This is a genomic window from Pseudomonas putida, assembly GCF_002025705.1.
Lineage (GTDB): Bacteria > Pseudomonadota > Gammaproteobacteria > Pseudomonadales > Pseudomonadaceae > Aquipseudomonas > Aquipseudomonas putida_J.
In genome coordinates, this window is record NZ_CP018846.1 from 3895988 (window position 1) to 3915504 (window position 19517).

The 19517-nt window shown below is 65.4% G+C and carries 8 protein-coding genes; 4 read left to right on the forward strand and 4 right to left on the reverse strand.

Annotated features, from left to right (window positions below; translation table 11 throughout):
* Positions 1-252: 252 nt before the first annotated feature.
* Positions 253-13194 (reverse strand): non-ribosomal peptide synthetase, encoded by a 12942-nt coding sequence (locus tag BUQ73_RS17620; protein WP_079229033.1) that lies wholly within the window; start codon positions 13192-13194, stop codon positions 253-255.
* 305 nt (positions 13195-13499) lie between these two features.
* Between BUQ73_RS17620 and BUQ73_RS17625 the strand changes: the two genes are divergently transcribed.
* Positions 13500-14030, forward strand: a complete 531-nt coding sequence (locus BUQ73_RS17625) for an RNA polymerase factor sigma-70 (protein ID WP_079229034.1) — start codon at positions 13500-13502, stop codon at positions 14028-14030.
* 230 nt (positions 14031-14260) lie between these two features.
* Here BUQ73_RS17625 and BUQ73_RS17630 read toward each other — a convergent pair whose 3' ends face one another.
* Positions 14261-15274 carry a GNAT family N-acetyltransferase gene (locus BUQ73_RS17630; protein ID WP_079229035.1) on the reverse strand — a complete coding sequence of 338 codons (1014 nt, stop codon included), beginning with the start codon at positions 15272-15274 and terminating at the stop codon, positions 14261-14263.
* A gap of 65 nt (positions 15275-15339) precedes the next feature.
* Positions 15340-16140, reverse strand: coding sequence for a substrate-binding periplasmic protein (locus BUQ73_RS17635; RefSeq protein ID WP_079229036.1), 801 nt, complete (start codon positions 16138-16140; stop codon positions 15340-15342).
* A gap of 163 nt (positions 16141-16303) precedes the next feature.
* Between BUQ73_RS17635 and BUQ73_RS17640 the strand changes: the two genes are divergently transcribed.
* Together BUQ73_RS17640 and BUQ73_RS17645 are read left to right on the forward strand one after the other, a co-directional pair.
* Positions 16304-16855, forward strand: coding sequence for an exonuclease domain-containing protein (locus BUQ73_RS17640; RefSeq protein ID WP_027921285.1), 552 nt, complete (start codon positions 16304-16306; stop codon positions 16853-16855).
* 75 nt (positions 16856-16930) lie between these two features.
* Complete coding sequence (locus BUQ73_RS17645; protein WP_013973489.1) at positions 16931-17215, forward strand: pyrimidine/purine nucleoside phosphorylase; 285 nt, start codon at positions 16931-16933, stop codon at positions 17213-17215.
* A 128-nt stretch (positions 17216-17343) separates the two neighbouring features.
* Here the strand turns inward: BUQ73_RS17645 and BUQ73_RS17650 are convergent, their stop codons facing one another.
* On the reverse strand, positions 17344-18036 hold the full coding sequence (locus BUQ73_RS17650) for an alpha/beta family hydrolase (RefSeq protein WP_079229037.1): 693 nt from the start codon (positions 18034-18036) through the stop codon (positions 17344-17346).
* Between the two features lie 51 nt (positions 18037-18087).
* On the opposite strand from BUQ73_RS17650, the gene ccoN reads away from it, so the two are divergent.
* Entirely contained in the window at positions 18088-19512 is a 1425-nt protein-coding gene (gene ccoN / locus BUQ73_RS17655) for a cytochrome-c oxidase, cbb3-type subunit I (protein ID WP_079229038.1), read from the forward strand.
* The last annotated feature ends 5 nt before the right edge of the window (positions 19513-19517 follow it).

Here is a 19517-nt window from a genome sequence, read left to right on the forward strand (position 1 = left end):
TGTATTTGCAGGTAGATCGAGCGCCGCCCACGCGGCGCATCGCGGATGAATCCGCTCCTACATCTATTGCAACGTGCCGAACCTTATACGCCATGGTTGCCCGCCTGGCGCATGACTTGAGCCGTACAAACCGGCTGACAACCATGGCCTCACAGGCATGGCCACGTTGCAACAAATGTAGGAGCGGATTCATCCGCGATGCGCCGCGCGGGCGGCGCTCGATTTCCGCCGCCCCGCAAAGCTCAAGACATACTACAGCCCCTCCAGCTCAGCCATCAGGTCACTGAGCCGATCCGCCTTGCCTTCATCCATCTCACTGCCCTGCAACCCGCGCACATACTCGGCCAACTCCTCCACCGTGCTGCACTCGAACATCGCCCGCAACGGCACGTTCAACTGCAGCTGCTTCTGCACCCGCGAAGCGATCTGGGTGGCCAGCAGCGAATGCCCGCCCAGCTCGAAGAAGTTGTCATGCACCCCGACCCGCTCGGCCTTGAGCACTTCGGCCCAGATACCGGCAAGCACCTCTTCCAGCTCATCCCGCGGCGCCAGGTAGGCCTGGCTGTGCTGGCCACCGATTTCGATGGCCGGCAGTGCCTTGCGGTCAAGCTTGCCGTTGGCGTTGTGCGGCAGGCTGGCGAACCAGCCCCAGTGCAGCGGCACCATGTACTCCGGAAGCTCGGCACGCAGGCGCTGCTTGACCTGCTCCAGCAACGCCGCATCGGCGACCACGCCCTGGTGTGCCACCAGGTAGCCAACCAGGTGCTTGCCATTGGCGCTTTCCTGCACCCCCACCGCTGCATCGCGAATCTCGGCCTGCTCGTGCAGACGCGCCTCGATCTCGCCCAGCTCGATACGGTAGCCTCGGATCTTCACCTGGTGGTCGATGCGCCCGACGTACTCAAGCACCCCGTCCGGGCGCTGTCGCGCCAGGTCACCGGTACGGTACAGGCGTTCGCCCGGCGCCCCGTGCGGGTGCGGGATGAATGCCAGTGCCGTGCGCAGCGGGTCGCCAACATACCCGCGACCGACGCCAGTGCCAGCCACGCACACCTCACCCACTGCACCCAGCGGCACCAAGGTCTGGTCCTCGCCATACAGGTACAGGCGGTTGTTGTCGGTCGGCGTGCCGATCGGCAGGTAGCTGCCACGGGTCGACGCCATGTCGACGCGGAAGAAGGCCACGTCATCCGAGCACTCCGCCGGCCCGTAGGCATTGACCAGGCCAATCTGCGGATAACGCTGCAGCCATTGCGCAGCCAGCTCCGGCGGCATCGCTTCGCCCGTCGGCAACATCCAGCGCAAGCCATCCAGCGCCTGATGATCGTTGGCGAGCATGCCCTGGATCAGCGATGGCACGCTTTCCAGCACGCTGATGCCGGTTGCCTGCACATGCGCCAGCAAACCTTGCGGGTCATGGGCGATGGCGTTCGGCACGATTTCCACCCTGGCCCCGAACAACGGTGCGGCGAGGAACTGCCAGACCGAAATATCGAAGCTCTGCGAAGCGGTCTGGGCGATCACGTCGCGCTCGCTCAAGGCCAGGTAGGGCAGCTTGCTCAACTGGTTGTTGAGCATCCCGCGCTGCTCGACCATCACACCTTTGGGCAGCCCGGTGGAGCCTGATGTATAGATTACGTAGGCCAGGTTGTCTGGCCCACTGTGGATGCCTGGGTTGTGGCTGGCGATGCTGCTGCCCTGCACCTCTTCCCAAATCAGCAATTGCGGCCGCGCCACACTCGCCAGGTCATCCAGCAACTGGCGCGCCTGCTCGGCACAGGCCGCGCTGCACACCAGTACCGGCGTGCGGCTCAGCTCGACGATGCGCTGCAGGCGCGCCGACGGCAGGCCCGGGTCCAGCGGCAAGTAGCCGGCGCCAGCCTTGAAGCTGCCGACGATCATGCCCAGCAACGGCAAGCCCCGCTCGGCCAGCAAGGCAACCGGCTGGTCGATGGCCACGCCCGCTGCGACCAGCGCGTGGCCGAGGCGGTTGGCCGCAAGGTTCAGCCCGGCGTAGTCATACGACGCATCCAGGCAGCGGGCTACAGTGCGCTCAGGGTGGGCAGCCACCTGCGCTTCGAACAGTGCCACGTAGCTCTGCGTCAGCGGGTAGGCACGCTCGGTACGGTTGCAGTCGTCGAGCAGGAAGCGTTGTTCAGCCTCGCCCAGCAACGGCAATTCGCTCACCTCACCCTCAAAGCCTTGCACCAGCGCCAGCAACAGGCGCTTGAACTCGGCCAGCAGGCGTTCGACGGTCGGGTAGTCGAAGTAGCGCTGGTCGAACGACAGGTGCAGGCCCAGGTCGTCGCCCGGGTAGCACACCGCCGTCAGCGGGAAATTGGTGTGGGTACGGCCTGAGTCGGAGCTGGCATTGAGGTGCTGGGCGTGGTCGAGCACTGCGGTTTCCACCGGCGCGTTCTCGAACACGAACAGGCTGTTGAACAGCGGCTGCCCCTTGGGCAGTTCGCTGCAGTCCTGGATCGTCACCAGCGGCAGGTACTCGTACTCGCGCAGCTCCATGTTGCGTTCCAGCACAGCTTGCAACCACTGGCGCACGCTGCAGCGCTGGCCCGGCTCGGGCAGTTGCACGCGCAGGGCGATACTGTTGATGAACAGGCCGACCGTGCGCTGCATCTGCGGCAGGCTCACCGGGCGCCCGGCCACGGTCACGCCGAAGGCCACGTCGCGATCGCCGCTGTAGCGCGCCAGCACCAGCGCCCAGGCCGCCTGGGCGAAGGTGTTGATGGTCAGCTGATGGGCCTGGGCCAGTTCGCGCAGGCGCACGCCGTCGCTTACCTCCAAGCGGGTGTAGCAGTCGCCCACCACCATGCCGTCACCGGCGTGATCGTTGCGCAGCGGGCGGTCGCTGGGCAGCGCCGTGGCGCGTTCGAAGCCGGCCAGGCTGGCCTGCCACCAGTTGCGCGCTTCATCCATGTCCTGGCGCTGCAGCCAGCCGATGTAGTCGCGGTAGCGCGGCGGCACCGGCAACTGGGCCTGGCGGCCTTCGCCGAGGGCCTGGTAGAGCTCGAAGAAGTCGTTCATCAGCAACGAACGGCACCAGGCATCGATAAGGATGTGGTGGTTGCTCATCATGAACCAGTAGCGCTCATCATCGACCCGCACCAGGCGCAGGTGGAACGGCGCCTCCTGCAGCAGTGCAAATCCCGCTTCCCGCTCCTGCTTGTGCAACGCTTGCAGGCGCGCTTCCTGGGCCGCTTCATCAAGGCCGCGCCAGTCCTGATAGTCCACAGGCGTGCTGCCCGGCTTGTGGATGATCTGCAGCATGGTTTCGCCGGCGTTCCAGCTGAACGAGGCGCGCAAGGCCTCATGCCGTGCCACCACGGCCTGCCAGGCCTGGGCGAAACGCTCAGGGTCAAGCGCGCTGTTGATGCGGTAGCGGTCCTGCATGTAGTAGAGGCCGGTGCCCGGTTCCAGCAGGGTATGCAACAGCATGCCCTCCTGCATCGGCGTCAGCGGGTAGACGTCTTCGATCTGCGCGGCCGGGATCGGCAGTGCGTCGATCTGCGCCTGGGTCAGGTGCGCCAATGGGAAGTCTGATGGCGTGAAGCTGCCGTTGCCATCGGCCAGGCAGTGGCCGATCAGGGCCAGCAGCTCCTGGCGATAGGCCTCGGCCAACTGCGCGATGGTCCGCTGGTCATAACGCTCGCGGCTGAAGGTCCAGCGCAGTTGCAATGCACCGCCGTAGACCTGGCCATCGACACTGAGCCAGTTCGGCAGCGGCGCATCCAGATCGTGAGCCAGGCCTGCCGGTGCATCCAGCGGCAGGAACAATGCAGCCTCGTCGAACTGCTGATCGAACTGGCCCAGGTAGTTGAAGGTGATGCGCGCCTGCGGCAGCGCCGCCATGCTTTCGCGGCTGGCAGCATCGCCCAGGTAGCGCAGCACGCCATAGCCCAGCCCCTTGTGAGGCACCTGGCGCAGCTGTTCCTTGATGCACTTGAGCGAAGTGGCGCGCGCGGCGTCGTCGTCGCCAGCCTGCGGGTTCAGGCGCAGCGGGTAGGCATTGGTGAACCAGCCGACGCTGCGGGTCAGGTCCATATCTTCGAACAGGCCGTCGCGGCCGTGGCCTTCGAGCTGCACCAGCACTTCCTGGTCCCCGCTCCAGCGGCACAGGGTGCGGGCCAACGCGGTCAGCAGCAAGTCGTTGACCTGGGTGTGGTAGGCCGCCGGTGCCTGTTGCAGCAACTGCCGGGTCTGTTCCACGTCCAGGCCGATGGCCAGGGTGTCGGCATGCCGATGCAGGTTGCCACCCTGCGGGTGATCGCATGGCAGCTCATGGCGCACGCTGCCGAGCTGGCCTTGCCACCAGCCCAGTTCGTCGCGCAGCGAATCGCTGCCGGCGTAGCTGGCCAGGCGCGCGGCCCAGTCGGCCATGGCGTGGGTCTTGGCCGCCAGTGGCTGGCCGCGATACAGCGCTTGCAGGTCTTCGAGCAGCACGCGCCAGGACACGCCATCGACCACCAGGTGGTGGATCGCCAGCAGCAGGCGTTGCGCGCCCTGTCCGTCACTGACCAGCAGTGCGCGCAGCAGCGGGCCCCGTTCCAGGTCGAGGCTGCGTTGCACGTCGGTATACAGCGCCTGGCAGTCGGCGAAGTCGGCGACCGTTGCAGTCCATAGCAACTGCTCGGCAGTCAGCGCGGCAAATGCGGCCTGGCCTTGGGTGAAACGCAGACGCAGGCTGTCGTGGTGCGCCACCAGCCCGGCCAGGGCCTGCTCAAGGGTGGCACGCTCCAGTGGCTGGCGCGCTTCCAGCAGCACCGCCTGGTTCCAGTGCTGCGGCTGGGCCACATCACTGTCAAAGAACCAGTGCTGAATCGGCGTGAGGCCGCTGCGCCCCTCGCGCTGGCCCTGGTCGATGCTGCTCGGCGCCGCGCTGCGGCTGACCACGGCAGCCAGGGTCTGGATGGTCTGGTGCTGGAACAGGTCGCGTGGGGTGAACTGCAGGCCCAGCTGGCGAGCGCGGCTGACCACCTGAATCGAGAGGATCGAGTCGCCACCCAGCTCGAAGAAGTTGTCCTGCACGCCTACGCGGGAAGTGTTCAGCACTTCGCGCCAGACTTGCGCCAGCTGCTCTTCCAGCTCATTGGCCGGGGCCTGGTAATGCTGGCGCGCCTGTTCCAGGTCCGGTGCCGGCAGTGCACGGCGGTCGAGCTTGCCGTTGCCCATCAGTGGCAGGCGTTCGAGCAGCACCAGGTGCGCTGGCACCATGTAGTCCGGCAGGTGCTGACGCGCATCGGCCTTGACCGCTTCGCGCAGCCTGGACTGGGTTTCGCTGTCGGCAGTGGCCTGCCTGCACACCAGGTAACCTGCCAGCTGCTTGCCGCCCGGCAGGTCAAGGGCCAGGACCACGGCCTCGTCGACATCGGCATGCTCCTGCAGGCGGCTTTCGATTTCGCCAAGTTCAATGCGGAAGCCGCGAATCTTCACCTGCTGATCGGCGCGGCCGATGTATTCCACCAGGCCATCGGCGCGCAGGCGCACCAGGTCGCCGGTGCGGTACAGGCGCCCGCCGTCATGGCTGAACGGGTCGGCGACGAAGCGCTCGGCGCTGAGGCCCGGGCGGTCATGGTAACCCTGGGCCAGGCCGGCACCGCCGACGTAAAGTTCGCCGACCCCGCCTTGCGGCAGCAGGGCCAGGTCTTCGTCGAGGATGTACGCCGTGCGGGCACCTATCACCCGGCCGATCGGCACGCTGCCAGCGTCGGCGGGCATCACCTGCGGCGCCAGGCAGGCCAGCGGCATGACCACGGTTTCGGTGGGGCCGTAGGCGTTGAAGAACTGCTGCGGGACAAAGGCCTGGCGGATGCGCTGCAGGTGCTCGCCGGTCAGCGCTTCGCCGCCGGTGATCACCAGCCGCACTGGCAACTGCTCACCCTGCCCGGCCAGGTACTGGGCCAGCTGGCTGCCATAGCTCGGGGTAAAGCCCAGAACGCTCACCTGCTGCTCACGCACCAGCTGGCAGATTTCCTCGGCACCCCATTGGCCCTGGGCACGCAGCACCACGCGGGCGCCACACAGCAGCGGTACCAGCAAACGTTCACTGGCCGCATCGAAGTTGATCGAATAGAAGTGCAGCTCGCAGTCATCGCTGCGCATGCCGAAGGCGTCGATCACCGCCTGGCAATGCATGGCGATTTCGCCATGGCTGACCACCACGCCCTTGGGCTTGCCGGTGGAGCCGGAGGTGTAGATCAGGTAAGCCTGGTGCTGCGGGAGGTTAAGGTTGTCCAACGGCGCATCGCTGTATGCCGACAGGCTCGCCGCGTCGTCTTCAAGGCTCCAGCGGGCCACGCCGTCGGGCAATTCACCGAGGCTTTCAAGCAGCGCTTGCTGGCCCAGCAGCAGGCCGATGCGGCTGTCCTCGACCATGTAGCGCAGGCGGTCGAGCGGGTACTCCGGGTCGAGCGGCACATAGGCACCGCCGGCCTTGAGAATGGCCAGGAGACCGACCACCATCTGCAGCGAACGCTCAAGCGCCAGGCCCACTCGCACCTGCGGGCCGACACCGCGCTCGCGCAGGGCCCGCGCCAGGCGGTTGGCCTGCTGATCGAGCTCGGCGTAGGTCATGTGCTGGCCGGCGAAGGTCAGCGCACCCGCGTTGGGCGTACGCGCAGCCTGGGCGGCAAACAGGCCGTGAATCGTCTGGTCGAGGGCGAAGTCCTGCTCGCCTTGCAACTGGCCGATCAGCACCTGCTGTTCGGCATCGGCCAGCATCGGCAGCTCGCACAGGCGCTGCTGCGGGTTGTCGAGCAGGCCGACCAGCAGTTGCTGCCAGTGCTCGGCCATGCGGGCAATGCGCGACTCGTCGAACAGGTCGCGGCTGTAGGTCAGGCAGCAGCCCAGGCGGCCATCGAGATCAGTGACCTCCAGGTACAGGTCGAACTTGGTGGCACTGGCGTCGTTGACCAGGTAATCCACCTGCATGCCGGCCAGCTCACGGCTTTGCTGGAAGGCCCAGCGCTGCACGTTGCACATCACCTGGAACAGCGGGTTGTAAGCACTGCTGCGCGGCGGCTGCAGGGCCTCGACCAGCTGATCGAACGGCAGGTCCTGGTGAGACTGACCTTCGATGGCAGCCTGTCGTACCTGATCGAGCAAGTCGGCAGCTGTCATCTGCCCATCCAGTTCGCAGCGCAACACCTGGGTGTTGAGGAAGGCACCGATCAGGCCTTCGCTTTCCGGGCGGATACGGTTGGCCACCGGCGCGCCGATGCGCAGGTCGCGCTGGCCGCTGTAGCGGTGCAGCAACGCAGCCAGCGTGGCGGTCATGGTCATGAACAGGGTCAGGCCACGCTGATTGTTGAAAGCATGCACGCGGGCGACCAGCGCCGGGTCGAGGTCGAAGCGGTACAGCTCGCCGCGGTGGCTCTGCACAGCCGGGCGCGGGCGGTCGGCGGGCAGCGCCAGCACCGGGTGCTCATCGCCGAGGCGGTCTTTCCAGTAGGCCAGCTGGCGTGCGCCCTCGCCGCTTTCCAGCCATTGCCGTTGCCACACGCTGTAGTCGAGGTATTGCACCGGCAGCGGCGCCAAGGGCGACTCACGGTCATCGACGAAGGCTTCGTAGAGCTCGCCCAGCTCGCGGGCGAAGATGTCCATGGCCCAGCCTTCGGTGACGATGTGGTGCAAGGTCAGCACGAAGTAGTGTTCACGGTCCTCGGCCTTCACCAGGCACGCGCGCAGCAGCGGGCCGCGCTCCAGGTCGAACGGCTGGTGGGCCTGGTCGTCGGCCAGTTGTTGCAGGCGCTGTTGACGGGCCTGCGCCGGCAGGGCCGTGAAGTCTTGCCAGTCCAGTTGCAGCCCGCTGTCGTCGGCCACGCACTGGTACGGCACGCCATCGATGCTCGGGAAGGTAGTGCGCAGGGTTTCGTGGCGCACGATCAGTGCCTGCAGGGCGCGTTCGAAGGCATCCACATGCAGGGCTCCACGTAAACGCGCCATGCCGCCAACGTTGTAGGCGGGGCTGCCTGGTTCCATCTGCCAGAGGAACCACATGCGCTGCTGCGAATACGACAGCGGCACGGCCTGGCGGCGGTCGACCAAGGCGATTTCGCCTTGCCGGTTGCACTCACCGGCAGCGCGGATGCGGGCGATTTCTTCACAGAACGCAGCCAGCTCGCTGGTGTCGAACAACGCCTTGAGCGGCAGCTCGACATCACAGGCCTGGCGAGTGCGCGAGACAATCTGGGTGGCCAGCAGCGAGTGGCCGCCGAGGGCGAAAAAGTCATCGTGCAGGCCAACCTGCGGCAGGTTCAGCACCTCGCGCCAGATGGCTGCCACCTGTTGCTGCAACGCAGTCTGCGGCTCGACATGGGCACGCTGCTGCCACACGGGCGCCGGCAGCGCCTTGCGCTCGACCTTGCCGCTCGGGCCCAGCGGCATTTGCGCCAGGCCGATCAACTGGGCCGGCACCATGTACGCCGGCAATTGCGCGGCCAAGGCAGCCAGCAAGGCCTCGGACTGTGCCGTGCCACTGTAGTAACCGACCAGTTGCGCACCGACGGCGTCCTGGTGAATCAGCACCAGTGCCTGTTCGACACCCGGCTGGCCCAGCAGGCAAGCCTGAACTTCTTCCGGTTCGACGCGAAAGCCTCGCACCTTAACCTGCTGATCGAGGCGACCGAGGTATTCCAGGGCCTGGCTCTGCACCTGCCAGCGGGCGCGGTCGCCACTGCGGTACAGGCGCGCGCCATTGCCGTCGGCTTGTGGTACGAAACGCTCGGCCGTCAGGCCCGGCCGGCCCAGGTAGCCACGGGCCAGGCCCGCACCACCCAGGTACAGCTCGCCCGGAACGCCAGGCGCGGTCAGTTCAAGCTCATCGTCCAGTACCCGGCAGAGCACGTTGCCCAGCGGGCGACCGATCGGCGAGCGTTCACCATCTTCTGCCTGGCACTGCCAGTGGGTGACGTTGATGGCGGTTTCGGTCGGCCCGTAGCGGTTGTGCAACTGCACCTGTGGCAGCAGTTGCAGCACACGGTCACGCAGGTTCGAAGGCAGCGCCTCGCCACCGGAGAACAGCCGGCGCAGGCTGCTGCAGCCAGCGGCCAGCGGCTCCTGCACAAACACCTGCAGCAGCGGTGGCACGAAGTGCAGCGTGGTCACGCCATGCGCTTGCACCAGCGCGGCGATGCGCTGCGGGTCACGGTGCTCGCCGGGGCCGGCCAGCACCAGCTTGCAACCGCTGATCAGTGGCCAGAAACACTCCCACACCGACACGTCGAAGCTGATTGGCGCTTTCTGCATCAGCACGTCGCTTTCATCCAGCGCATAGCTGGCCTGCATCCACTGCAGGCGCTCGGCCAGGGCGGCATGGGTATTGCCAACGCCCTTCGGCTGGCCGGTGGAGCCGGAGGTGTAGATCACGTAGGCCAGGTTGTCGCCCTGCAAGTGCAGGCCCGGTGCCTGGCTTGGCCAGCTGTCCAGGTGCAACTGGTCGAGGGCGATGGCGCTGACGCCGTCCACCTGCGGCAATGTGCCGAGCAGGCTGCTGTGGCTGAGCAGCAGGCTGGCCTGGCAGTCGCCAAGCATGTAGGCCAGGCGTTCGGCCGGGTAATCGACATCCAGCGGCACATAGGCACCGCCAGCCTTGAGGATGGCCAGCAAGCCGACCAGCAGTTGCGGCGAACGCTCGACAGCGATGGCCACGCAGGTGTCGGGGCCGACGCCTTTGTCGCGCAGATAATGCGCCAGGCGGTTGGCCTGCTGATGCAGCTCGGCGTAGTCGAGGCTGCCGCCTTCCCAGACCAGCGCGGTGCGCTGCGGCGTCAGGCGGGCCTGTTCATTGAGCTGCTCGACCAGCAAGCGCTGCGGCGCGGCCGCAGGCGCCTGCCCCCATGCCAGCAGTTGCTGGCGACCCTGTTCATCCAGCAGTTGTACGTCGCCCAATGGCAGTTGTGGCTGCGCGCAAACTTGCTCGAACAGCGCCAGCAGGTGCTGGGCCAGGCGCTTGACGGTGCTCGCTTCGAACAGCTCGGCAGCGTAGTCGAAGGCCAGGCTCAGGCGGCCCTGGTGGTCTTCCTCGCTGTGCAACTGCAGGTCGAACTTGGCTTCGCGGCTGTGCCACGGCAGCTCTTCGGCGAGCAGGCCTGGCAGGCGGCGCAAAGCGGAGAGATCACGCTGCTGGTGGTTGAACATGACCTGGAACAGGCCCTGCTCGCGCGACTCGGGCAGGGCTTCGAGCAGTTGCTCGAACGGCAGGTCCTGGTTGGCCTGGGCGCCGAGTGTCGCGCCTCGCACCTGGGCCAGTAGCTGAGTGAACGGCAGGCGGCCATCCAACTGCGCACGCAGCACCTGGGTGTTGATGAAGAAGCCGACCATGCCTTGGGTTTCCTGGCGCGGGCGGTTGGCATTGGGTACACCGACGCGGATGTCACCCTGGCCGGTGTAGCGGTGCAGCAGGCCCTGCCAGGCAGCCAACAGGACCATGAACAGGCTGGCCTGCTGTTCGCGGGCCAGGCCCTTGAGGGCATTGCCCAGCTTGGCCGGCACTTTCACGCTCAGGCGTGCGGCACGGTTTTCATGCTGGCTGGAGCGTGGCTGGTCCGGGTACAGGTCGAGCACTGGCGAGGTATCGCCCAATGTGGCTTTCCAGTACTCCAGCTGGCGCGCACTTTCGCCTTCGGCCAGCCATTGGCGCTGCCAGGTGCCGTAGTCGGCGTAGCCCAGTGTCAGCGGCGCCAGCTTGGCGTCCAGCCCCTGGCAATGGGCGGCATACAGTTTGGCGAACTCGTCGAGCAGGATGTTCAGCGACCAGCCATCGGCGATGATGTGATGCAAGGTCACCCACAGTTGGTGGTCTTCATCATCCAGGCGCACCAGGGTCACGCGCAGCAGCGGGCCATTGATCAGGTCGAAGGGTTGCCGGGCCTCGTCCTCGCGACGCGAGAGCACCTGTTCAGGCGCCAGCCCTTCCAGGTCCAGACGCTCAAGGCTGAAAGGCTGCTGCGCCAGCACACGCTGCAACGCCATGCCGTCTTCTTCACTGAATACCGTGCGCAACGATTCGTGACGCGCGACCAAGGCTTGGAACGCGCGCTCAAGTGCGGCTTCATCCAGCTCACCGCGCAGGTGCAGCCCCGCAGGAATGTTGTAGGCCGCAGACTGCGGCTCAAGCTGCCAGGTGAGCCAAAGGCGGTTCTGTGCCAGCGACTGCGGCAGTGCCTGGCCACGGTTCAACGCCGTGATAGCGGAGGCTTCACCTGTGCCTTCAGCCAGAATGGCCGCCACGCCAGCGCAGTATTCGGCCAGCGTGGGGGCCTCGAACAGGGTGCGCAGGCTCAGCTGGATAGCCAGCTCATCAGCCAGGCGCGCAGTGACCTGCGTGGCAGCGATGGAGTTGCCGCCCAGCAGCAGGAAGTGATCGTCAGCGGCAACCGTCTCGACCTTGAGGACCTCGCGCCAGATTCCGGCGATACGGGCCTGCAGGTCATCGCCCGTTACCGTATCTGCAGCCTGCCCGGCAGCCATGGGAAAGCGCGCATAGCAATCCAGGCTGCCATCGTTCATGCGCAGGCGGCAGGCCGAACGCTGCAGCTTGCCGCTGGAGGTCTTTGGCAATGCGCCCGGGTTGAGCAGCAGGACCACGGCCGGCGCCTGGCGACAGGCATCGGCGATCACCTTGCGCAGTGTCTTGATCAGGTCCTCGGGTTTGACGGCTTTCTGCACGTTGCGGCTGACCTCCACCGCCACGCCGATGCCCTCCTCGCCCTGGTCGTCGACCGCGAACACGGCCACCCGGCCCTTGCGCAGCACTTCGACCTCACGCTCCAGGGTCTTTTCCAGGTCCTGCGGATACAGGTTCTGGCCACGGACGATCAGCATGTCCTTCAGGCGGCCGGTGACGAACACTTCGCCGTCACGCATGAAACCGAGGTCGCCGGTACGCAACCAAGTCTGGCCGTCGCTTTCGACGAAGGTTCGCGCCGTGGCTTCAGGGTTGCGCCAGTAACCCAGGGCAATGCTCGGGCCGCCGGCCCAGATCTCGCCGACCTGGTTGTCGCCCAACACCTCAAGTTGCTGTGGCTCGACGATGCGCACCGGGTGGCCGGGCTGCGGGTAGCCGCAGCTCATCAGCACGCTGCCCTTGCCGGCTTCGGCACGGTTGGCGGCGAACGCCTCGGCATCCAGCTCCAGCGCGCCGATGCCCTGCCCACGGCGGCTGCCACTGACGAACAAGGTGGCTTCGGCCAGGCCATAACTGGCAAAGAAGCTGCCCGGCTGGAAACCGCAGGCAGCGAACTTGCCGGCGAAGGTGGCGAGGCTGTCCTGGCGGATTGGCTCGGAGCCGGAATAGGCCACACGCCAGCGGCTCAGGTCGAGGCCGGCCAAGGCCGCCTCGCTGACCCGTTCGCTGCACAGCCGGTAGGCGAAGTCTGGCCCGCCGCTGATGGTGCCGCCGTACTCACTGATCGCCTGCAACCAGCGCAGCGGCCGGGCCAGGAAGTAACCCGGCGACATCAGCACGCACGGTACGCCACTGAAGATCGGCTGCAGCAGCCCGCCGATCAGGCCCATGTCGTGGTACAGCGGCAACCAGCTGACGATCACATCGTCAGGGTTGAGGTCGATGCCGAAGCCCGAGCGGATCAACTGCTCGTTGGCCACCAGGTTGCCGTGGCTGACCTGCACGCCCTTCGGTAGCGCGGTGGAACCGGAGGTGTACTGCAGGAAGGCGATGTCGTCCACCTGCAGCTGCGGCTCGCGCCAACTGCCCGCCAATGCCGGGTCAAGCGTATCCACAGCCAGCAGTTCGGGGGCGTTGCTGCCGCTAAGGGCCTCCAGCCCCTGCAGGCTGTCGTGCAGCGCGGCAACGGTCAGCAGCAGGCGCGGCTCGGCGTCATCGATGATCGACAGCAGGCGCTCCTGGTGATGCTGGCGGGACGACTCCGGTGGATAGGCCGGCACGGCAATGACGCCGGCATACAGGCAACCGAAGAACGCCGCCACGTAGTCCGGGCCACTGGGGAACAGCAACACGGCCCGCTCGGCAAACCCGGCGCGGGCCTGCAGCGCAGCCGCGATGGTGCGCGCACGGGCGTCCAGGTCGCGATAGCTGAGCACGGCCTGCTCGCCGGGGGCATCGGCCAGAAAGCGCAGGGCGATGCGGTCCGGGGTCAGCGCGGCGCGTTGCGCCAGGGCCTGGACCAGCGAGAGCGGGAGTTTGAAGGCGTCCGTCATGGGGGGTTCCTGCCAGTGTCTGGTTGGGTCGGGCTGGCTGCCCCGCGCAGGGTCGGCGGGCAGCGGCAGCGGCCGGATGTACACAGGGGAACGGATGGGCGCGGCAGGAAATTAGCGGTGTGAAAGGCGCTGAGGGGAGCAAGAAGGTGAACTGCGTCACGCTCGCTTGCTTAGAACCGAAACTAATAGAAACTCATTAACTTTCGTATTTGACAATCATTATCATTCTGAATAGTTTGTCGCACGTCGTAGGAAGCTTCCCCTCGTGGGGTGCTCCCCTCCCCCTTCGAGACAAGGTGATTTCCATGGCGGAACAACTATCCACAAGTAAGTGCGATTCACCATTACTCCAGGCATTCGTCGACAACCGCAGCATCCTGGTCAAGATCGCAGCACGCATCACCGGCTGCCGCTCGCGCGCCGAGGATGTGGTGCAGGACGCCTTCTTCCGGCTCAGCGCCGCCCCGCAGATCACCTCGTCGTTCAAGGCACAGCTCAGCTACCTGTTCCAGATCGTGCGCAACCTGGCCATCGACCATTACCGCAAGCAGGCGATGGAGCTGAAGTATTCCGGCAGCGAAGAGGAAGGCCTGAACGTGGTCATCCCGAACGCTTCGCCCGAAGCCACGCATATCAACCTGGCGGCGCTCGAACACATCGCCGAGGCGCTCAACGAACTGCCCCAGCGCACCCGCTATGCCTTCGAGATGTACCGCCTGCATGGCGTGCCACAGAAAGACATCGCCAAGGAACTGGGGGTGTCGCCGACGTTGGTCAACTTCATGATTCGCGATGCCCTGGTGCATTGCCGCAAGACTGCCAACCGGCAGGCCTGATTACTGTTTGAGATTGCAGGGGGGCGCGCTGCGCACCCCGTTCCGACCGGTCCGGCGCCCCGGCAAGGCCGCTCCTACAGGCGACCGCGCTCCCTTGTAGGAGCGGCCTTGCGTCGCGAAAGAGTTCCCACAGGTACAGCACAGGCCCCTGGCCCAGCGCAAAACCTGTAGGAGCGGCCTTGCCGGGGCGCCGGACCGGTCGGAAAGGGCCGCAAAGCGGCCCCTGGCCTTCAGACCAGCTTGCAGCGGTCGAAGAATTGCTCGCGCCCCAGAATCATCAGCGCCGCGCGCTTGTGCGGGAAATCGAACTCCTTGTCGCAATGGAAGCACTGGTCGTGCATGTAGCCGATCATCTTGCCATTGTCGGCACGCGGCTCAGCCACCACCCGCTGAGTGCGCGGGTCATCCAGGAACAGGTAGTGCACCAGCGCCGACAGCCAGCTGGCGACCTTGTGCGGGCCACGGTGCGTCTCTTCACCTACCAGCATGTGAATGCCACGGTCGTAATCGTCGGCCGGGTAGAACGGCGCGATGCGATCCTCCTTGGCCCAGTACGCTTCGAAGTAGGCAAACGGCTGGTCATCGAAGCAGCCAATCAGGGTCAAGGCATGTGGGTCGGCCTCAAGCTTGGCCAGGTACTCGCGGTGCTGCTCCAGCGAACCCGCCTCCTGCCAGAATTTCTCCACACGCGGGTTATTCTGCCAGCGATTGAAACGCTCCAGGTCCTGGTCGATTTCCAGGGTACGCAGCGACACCCAGGCGCCCAGGCGCGCATCGAACCGGCGATACACCTCGCCACGCGGTTTGGGTGCCCGGCGTGGGTGGCGCTTGCCATTGCTGAACTGCATCTGCTGCGGGTAGACACCGCTGGCCGAGGCGCCCAGCCACGGCTGCGGCAACTGCCAGAACAGCGTGCGCTCGCACAGATAGACACCTGACTGCTCAGTGGCCAGCAGCAAGCCGCTGGCCAATGCCTCAGGTACGCTTGCAGACAGGTACACAGCCAGGCGTTGACGTGCCGGATCACGCGACAGCAGCCAGTAACAGGCGGCCCACAAGGCCTGCTGCGGGCGCTCCGGGCACAGGTCCTGCACATGAACTTGCAGCGTCTCGCCCGGTTCCAGGCGTACCTGGATCAGGGGGCGGCCTTCAAGGGTCAAGCTTAGCCAGCAGTCACCCTCCTCGGCATCGAGGCTGCGCCAACGTGGTAACGACAGGGGCTGCGAAGCGGCATCGAACGGCATGGTCTTGGCTCACGGCAAAATGAAAGAAAGGCTCACTGCTGATGACGTGCCCGTGCCGGGGGAATTTAGTCGCCAGGCGCGGCGACGGTGATCCGGTAGGGCTGGAAGATACGCGTCAGTTCACCCGTGTCGCGCAGGTAACGCATCAGCTCGGCGAACTTGCGATCACTGATCGGTGAGTCGGGGCGGAGCAAGGCATAGTGGTGATAGACCTGGTCGATGCGCTGCGAGGCCATCAACTGGTTGAGGCTTTCGGGGTTGCGGGCGAGGAAGTCGCTCAGGTACGAGCGCGTTACCAGGGCGATGTCGGAGCGCCCGGCCTGAACCATCAGCAGGTTGCTGTCGTGGGAATAGGTCAGTGTCGCGTTGTACGTCTTGCGCAGGTAGTCGGGGTCGGGGTTGAAGTTGGCGAAGGCGTAGTGATAACCGTTGAACAGGGCCAGGCGCTTGCCACCCAGGCTATCGAAGTAATGCTGGTCTCGGCCATTGACCTTCCTGGCGACGAACACTTCGGCATCCTCCAGGCCCATGTCCACCGTCTGGTGGGGGATCTGCTGCCATCCCCACTCCGGGTTCTCGAAGATCGCCATGTCGGTGCGACCTTGCTGGAAATCACCGAAGCGCCGCTGAATTGAGGTCGGCACCAGGACGAAGCGGTAGTCCTGTTGCAGGCGGTTCAAGGCCTCGACCAGCTGTGGCAGCAAACCGGTGTCGGCACCCTGCTCCGGGCGCACGGTATAAGGCGGGAAATGCGCGGCACCGATTTTCACGTCGACGGCCTCGACGGCCCACGCTGGCACCGCCAGCCAGGCTGCGGCCAGCATCAACAGGGTGGAAAATACCTTCAGGCCGGGCACTGGAGTCAAAGCGGGCGCTCATCACGGTTCATACCTGGATGCGCCTAAACTAGGCGTTTTCACGGCACGGCACAACCGCTGCTTATGCCAAAATGAGGGCATTTTGCCAGGGGATGCCGTGTGGCCAGACATTGGCTACGCTGCTTTGGCATGTATGGCGAGGGAGCCTGATATGGGCCACTGGTTGGTGATCGACCTGGAAGCTACCACCGATGACGGTGGCTGGCCGGTCACGGAGATGGAAATCATTGAAATCGGCGCCAGCCTGGTGACCCGCGAAGGCCGCGAAGTGGACCACTTCCAGCGCTTCGTGCGGCCCCGGCGGCGGCCGCAGCTGACACCGTTCTGCCGCGAGCTGACACACATCAGCCAGGCAAATGTCGACAGCGCCGCAGCCTTCCCTGAGGTGTGGGAGCGTTTCGAGCGCTGGCTGGGGCACCATCGCGGGCAGCTGCAGGCCTGGGTCAGCTGGGGCGACTATGACCGCCAGCAGCTGCTGCAGGAGTGGCGCCAGCACGCAGTCGACAGCCTGCTGCGCGAGCTGCCGCACATCAACCTCAAGCAGCGCTTCGCCAAGGCCCGCCACCTGCAGCGCCCGGCCGGGCTCAATGGCGCGCTGCAGCTGGCCGGCATGCACTTCTGCGGGCAGCAGCACCGGGCCTTGGAAGATGCTCGCAACACCGCGCGCCTGCTGCCCTTGAGCCTGCCCGCGAACGGCACTTGAAAGCAGATGACGAGGCGGATGGGCTTGGGCATACTGGCCAGCCCTTTTTCACCCCTATTCTTTCAGGAGTCGCCCATGTTCCAGGTCAACGAGTACTTCAACGGCACCGTCAAGTCGATCGCCTTTGCCGGTGAAGAAGGCCCTGCCACCGTGGGTGTGATGGCACCAGGCGAATACGAGTTCGGCACCGCCAAGCGCGAGATCATGCACGTGGTGTCCGGCGCCCTGACCGTGAAGCTGCCAGGTAGCGACAACTGGGAAACCTTCAACGCTGGCGACAAGTTCAACGTGCCGGCTGACAGCAAGTTCCAGCTGCAAGTGAAAGTGGATACCGCCTACCTGTGCGAGTACCGCGACTAAGCGGTAGCCTGCTCCGGCCTGTTCGCGGCGGTTCGGCGCACCGATAAAGCCGCTCCCACAGGTATTTCACCGCCTTTTAGAGCTGTGCAGTACCTGTGGGAGCGGGTTTACCCGCGATGAATGCAGCGCTAATCCCTCAGGAAACCCGCCACCTTTTCAGCCGCAGCCTGCAAGTGCTGCTCATGGCTGAACCCCGAGGCCTTCAGCGGCTTCAGGTCATGATCCCCCGCCACCAGCCAGCTCACCTCGATCGCCGGTGACAGCGCATACCCTTGCACTGCCTCACGATTGCCCAGCGCATCCCGCTCGCCCTGTACGATCAACGTACGCGTCTTCAGCTCGGCCAGATGCTCGACCCTGGGCTTCTCTGGCTTGCCCACCGCATAGAACGGATACCCCAGGCACACCAGCGCATCCGCGCCCAACTCATCGGCCAGCAGGCTGGCCATGCGCCCGCCCATCGACTTGCCACCGATGGCCAGCCTGCCCGTGACCAAAGGTCGCACCTGCCGGTACACCTCGCGCCAGCAATCGAGCAGCACCTTCTGCGGATTGGGCGGCCGCTTGCTACCCCCAGCCCTACGCTCGGCCATGTACGGGAACTCGAAGCGGACCACGCCAACCCCAAGCGCCGCCAGCCTTTGCGCCATCTCGTCCATGAACCCGCTGTCCATAGGCGCACCTGCGCCATGGGCCAGGATCAGGCAGGCGGACGGGCCGCTATCTCCCTGATTTCGCGGAGGATCGCAGCGCAAGCCTGGGACATTTCCGACTTGCGCCCATTGATCCCCGTCAATACCGGCACTTTGCCCATTACTCATGCTTGCCTCGCTGTAAAGCCTGCCAAAATAACCGTGGATGGGAACCCATACATGAACACAACCAGCAGTACCGCCTATAACTACAAGGTGGTCCGCCAATTCGCCATCATGACGGTGGTGTGGGGAATCGTCGGGATGGGGCTCGGCGTCTTCATCGCCGCCCAGCTCGCCTGGCCTTCCCTCAACTTCGACCTCCCCTGGACCAGCTTCGGCCGCCTGCGACCCCTGCATACCAATGCGGTGATCTTCGCCTTCGGCGGCTGCGCGCTGTTCGCCACCTCCTATTATTCGGTGCAACGCACCTGCCAGACCACCCTCTTTGCGCCGGGCCTGGCCGCGTTCAGCTTCTGGGGCTGGCAACTGGTGATCCTGCTGGCGGCCATCAGCCTGCCGCTGGGCTACACCAGCTCCAAGGAATACGCCGAGCTGGAATGGCCGATCGACATCCTGATCACCATCGTCTGGGTGAGCTACGCCATCGTGTTCTTCGGCACGCTGATGAAACGCACCACCAAGCACATCTACGTGGGCAACTGGTTCTTCGGCGCGTTCATCCTGACCGTGGCGATACTGCACATCGTCAACAACCTGGAGCTGCCGGTCAGCCTGACCAAGTCGTACTCGGTCTACGCCGGCGCCACCGACGCCATGGTGCAATGGTGGTACGGCCACAACGCGGTGGGCTTCTTCCTGACTGCCGGCTTCCTGGGGATGATGTACTACTACGTGCCCAAGCAGGCCGAGCGCCCGGTGTATTCCTATCGCCTGTCGATCGTCCACTTCTGGGCGCTGATCACCCTGTACATCTGGGCAGGTCCCCACCACCTGCACTACACCGCCCTGCCGGACTGGGCGCAGTCGCTGGGCATGGTGATGTCGCTGATCCTGCTGGCACCGAGCTGGGGCGGCATGATCAACGGCATGATGACCCTCTCGGGCGCCTGGCACAAACTGCGCAGCGACCCGATCCTGCGCTTTTTGGTGGTGTCGCTGGCGTTCTACGGCATGTCCACCTTCGAAGGCCCGATGATGGCCATCAAGACGGTCAACGCCCTGTCCCACTACACCGACTGGACCATCGGCCATGTCCATGCCGGCGCCCTCGGCTGGGTGGCGATGATCTCGATCGGCGCGCTGTACCACACCATCCCGAAAGTGTTCGGCAAAGAGCAGATGCACAGCATCGGCCTGATCAACGCGCACTTCTGGCTGGCAACCATCGGCACCGTGCTGTACATCGCCTCGATGTGGGTCAACGGCATCGCCCAGGGCCTGATGTGGCGTGCGGTCAACAGCGACGGCACGCTCACCTACTCGTTCGTGGAAACCCTGGTGGCCAGCCACCCAGGCTTCATCGTGCGCTTCGTCGGCGGCGCGATCTTCCTCAGCGGCATGTTCCTGATGGCCTGGAACACCTGGCGCACCGTGCGTTCGCCGGCGCTCGACGCCACCCCTGCGAACGCCCAGCTGGCTTGAGGAGA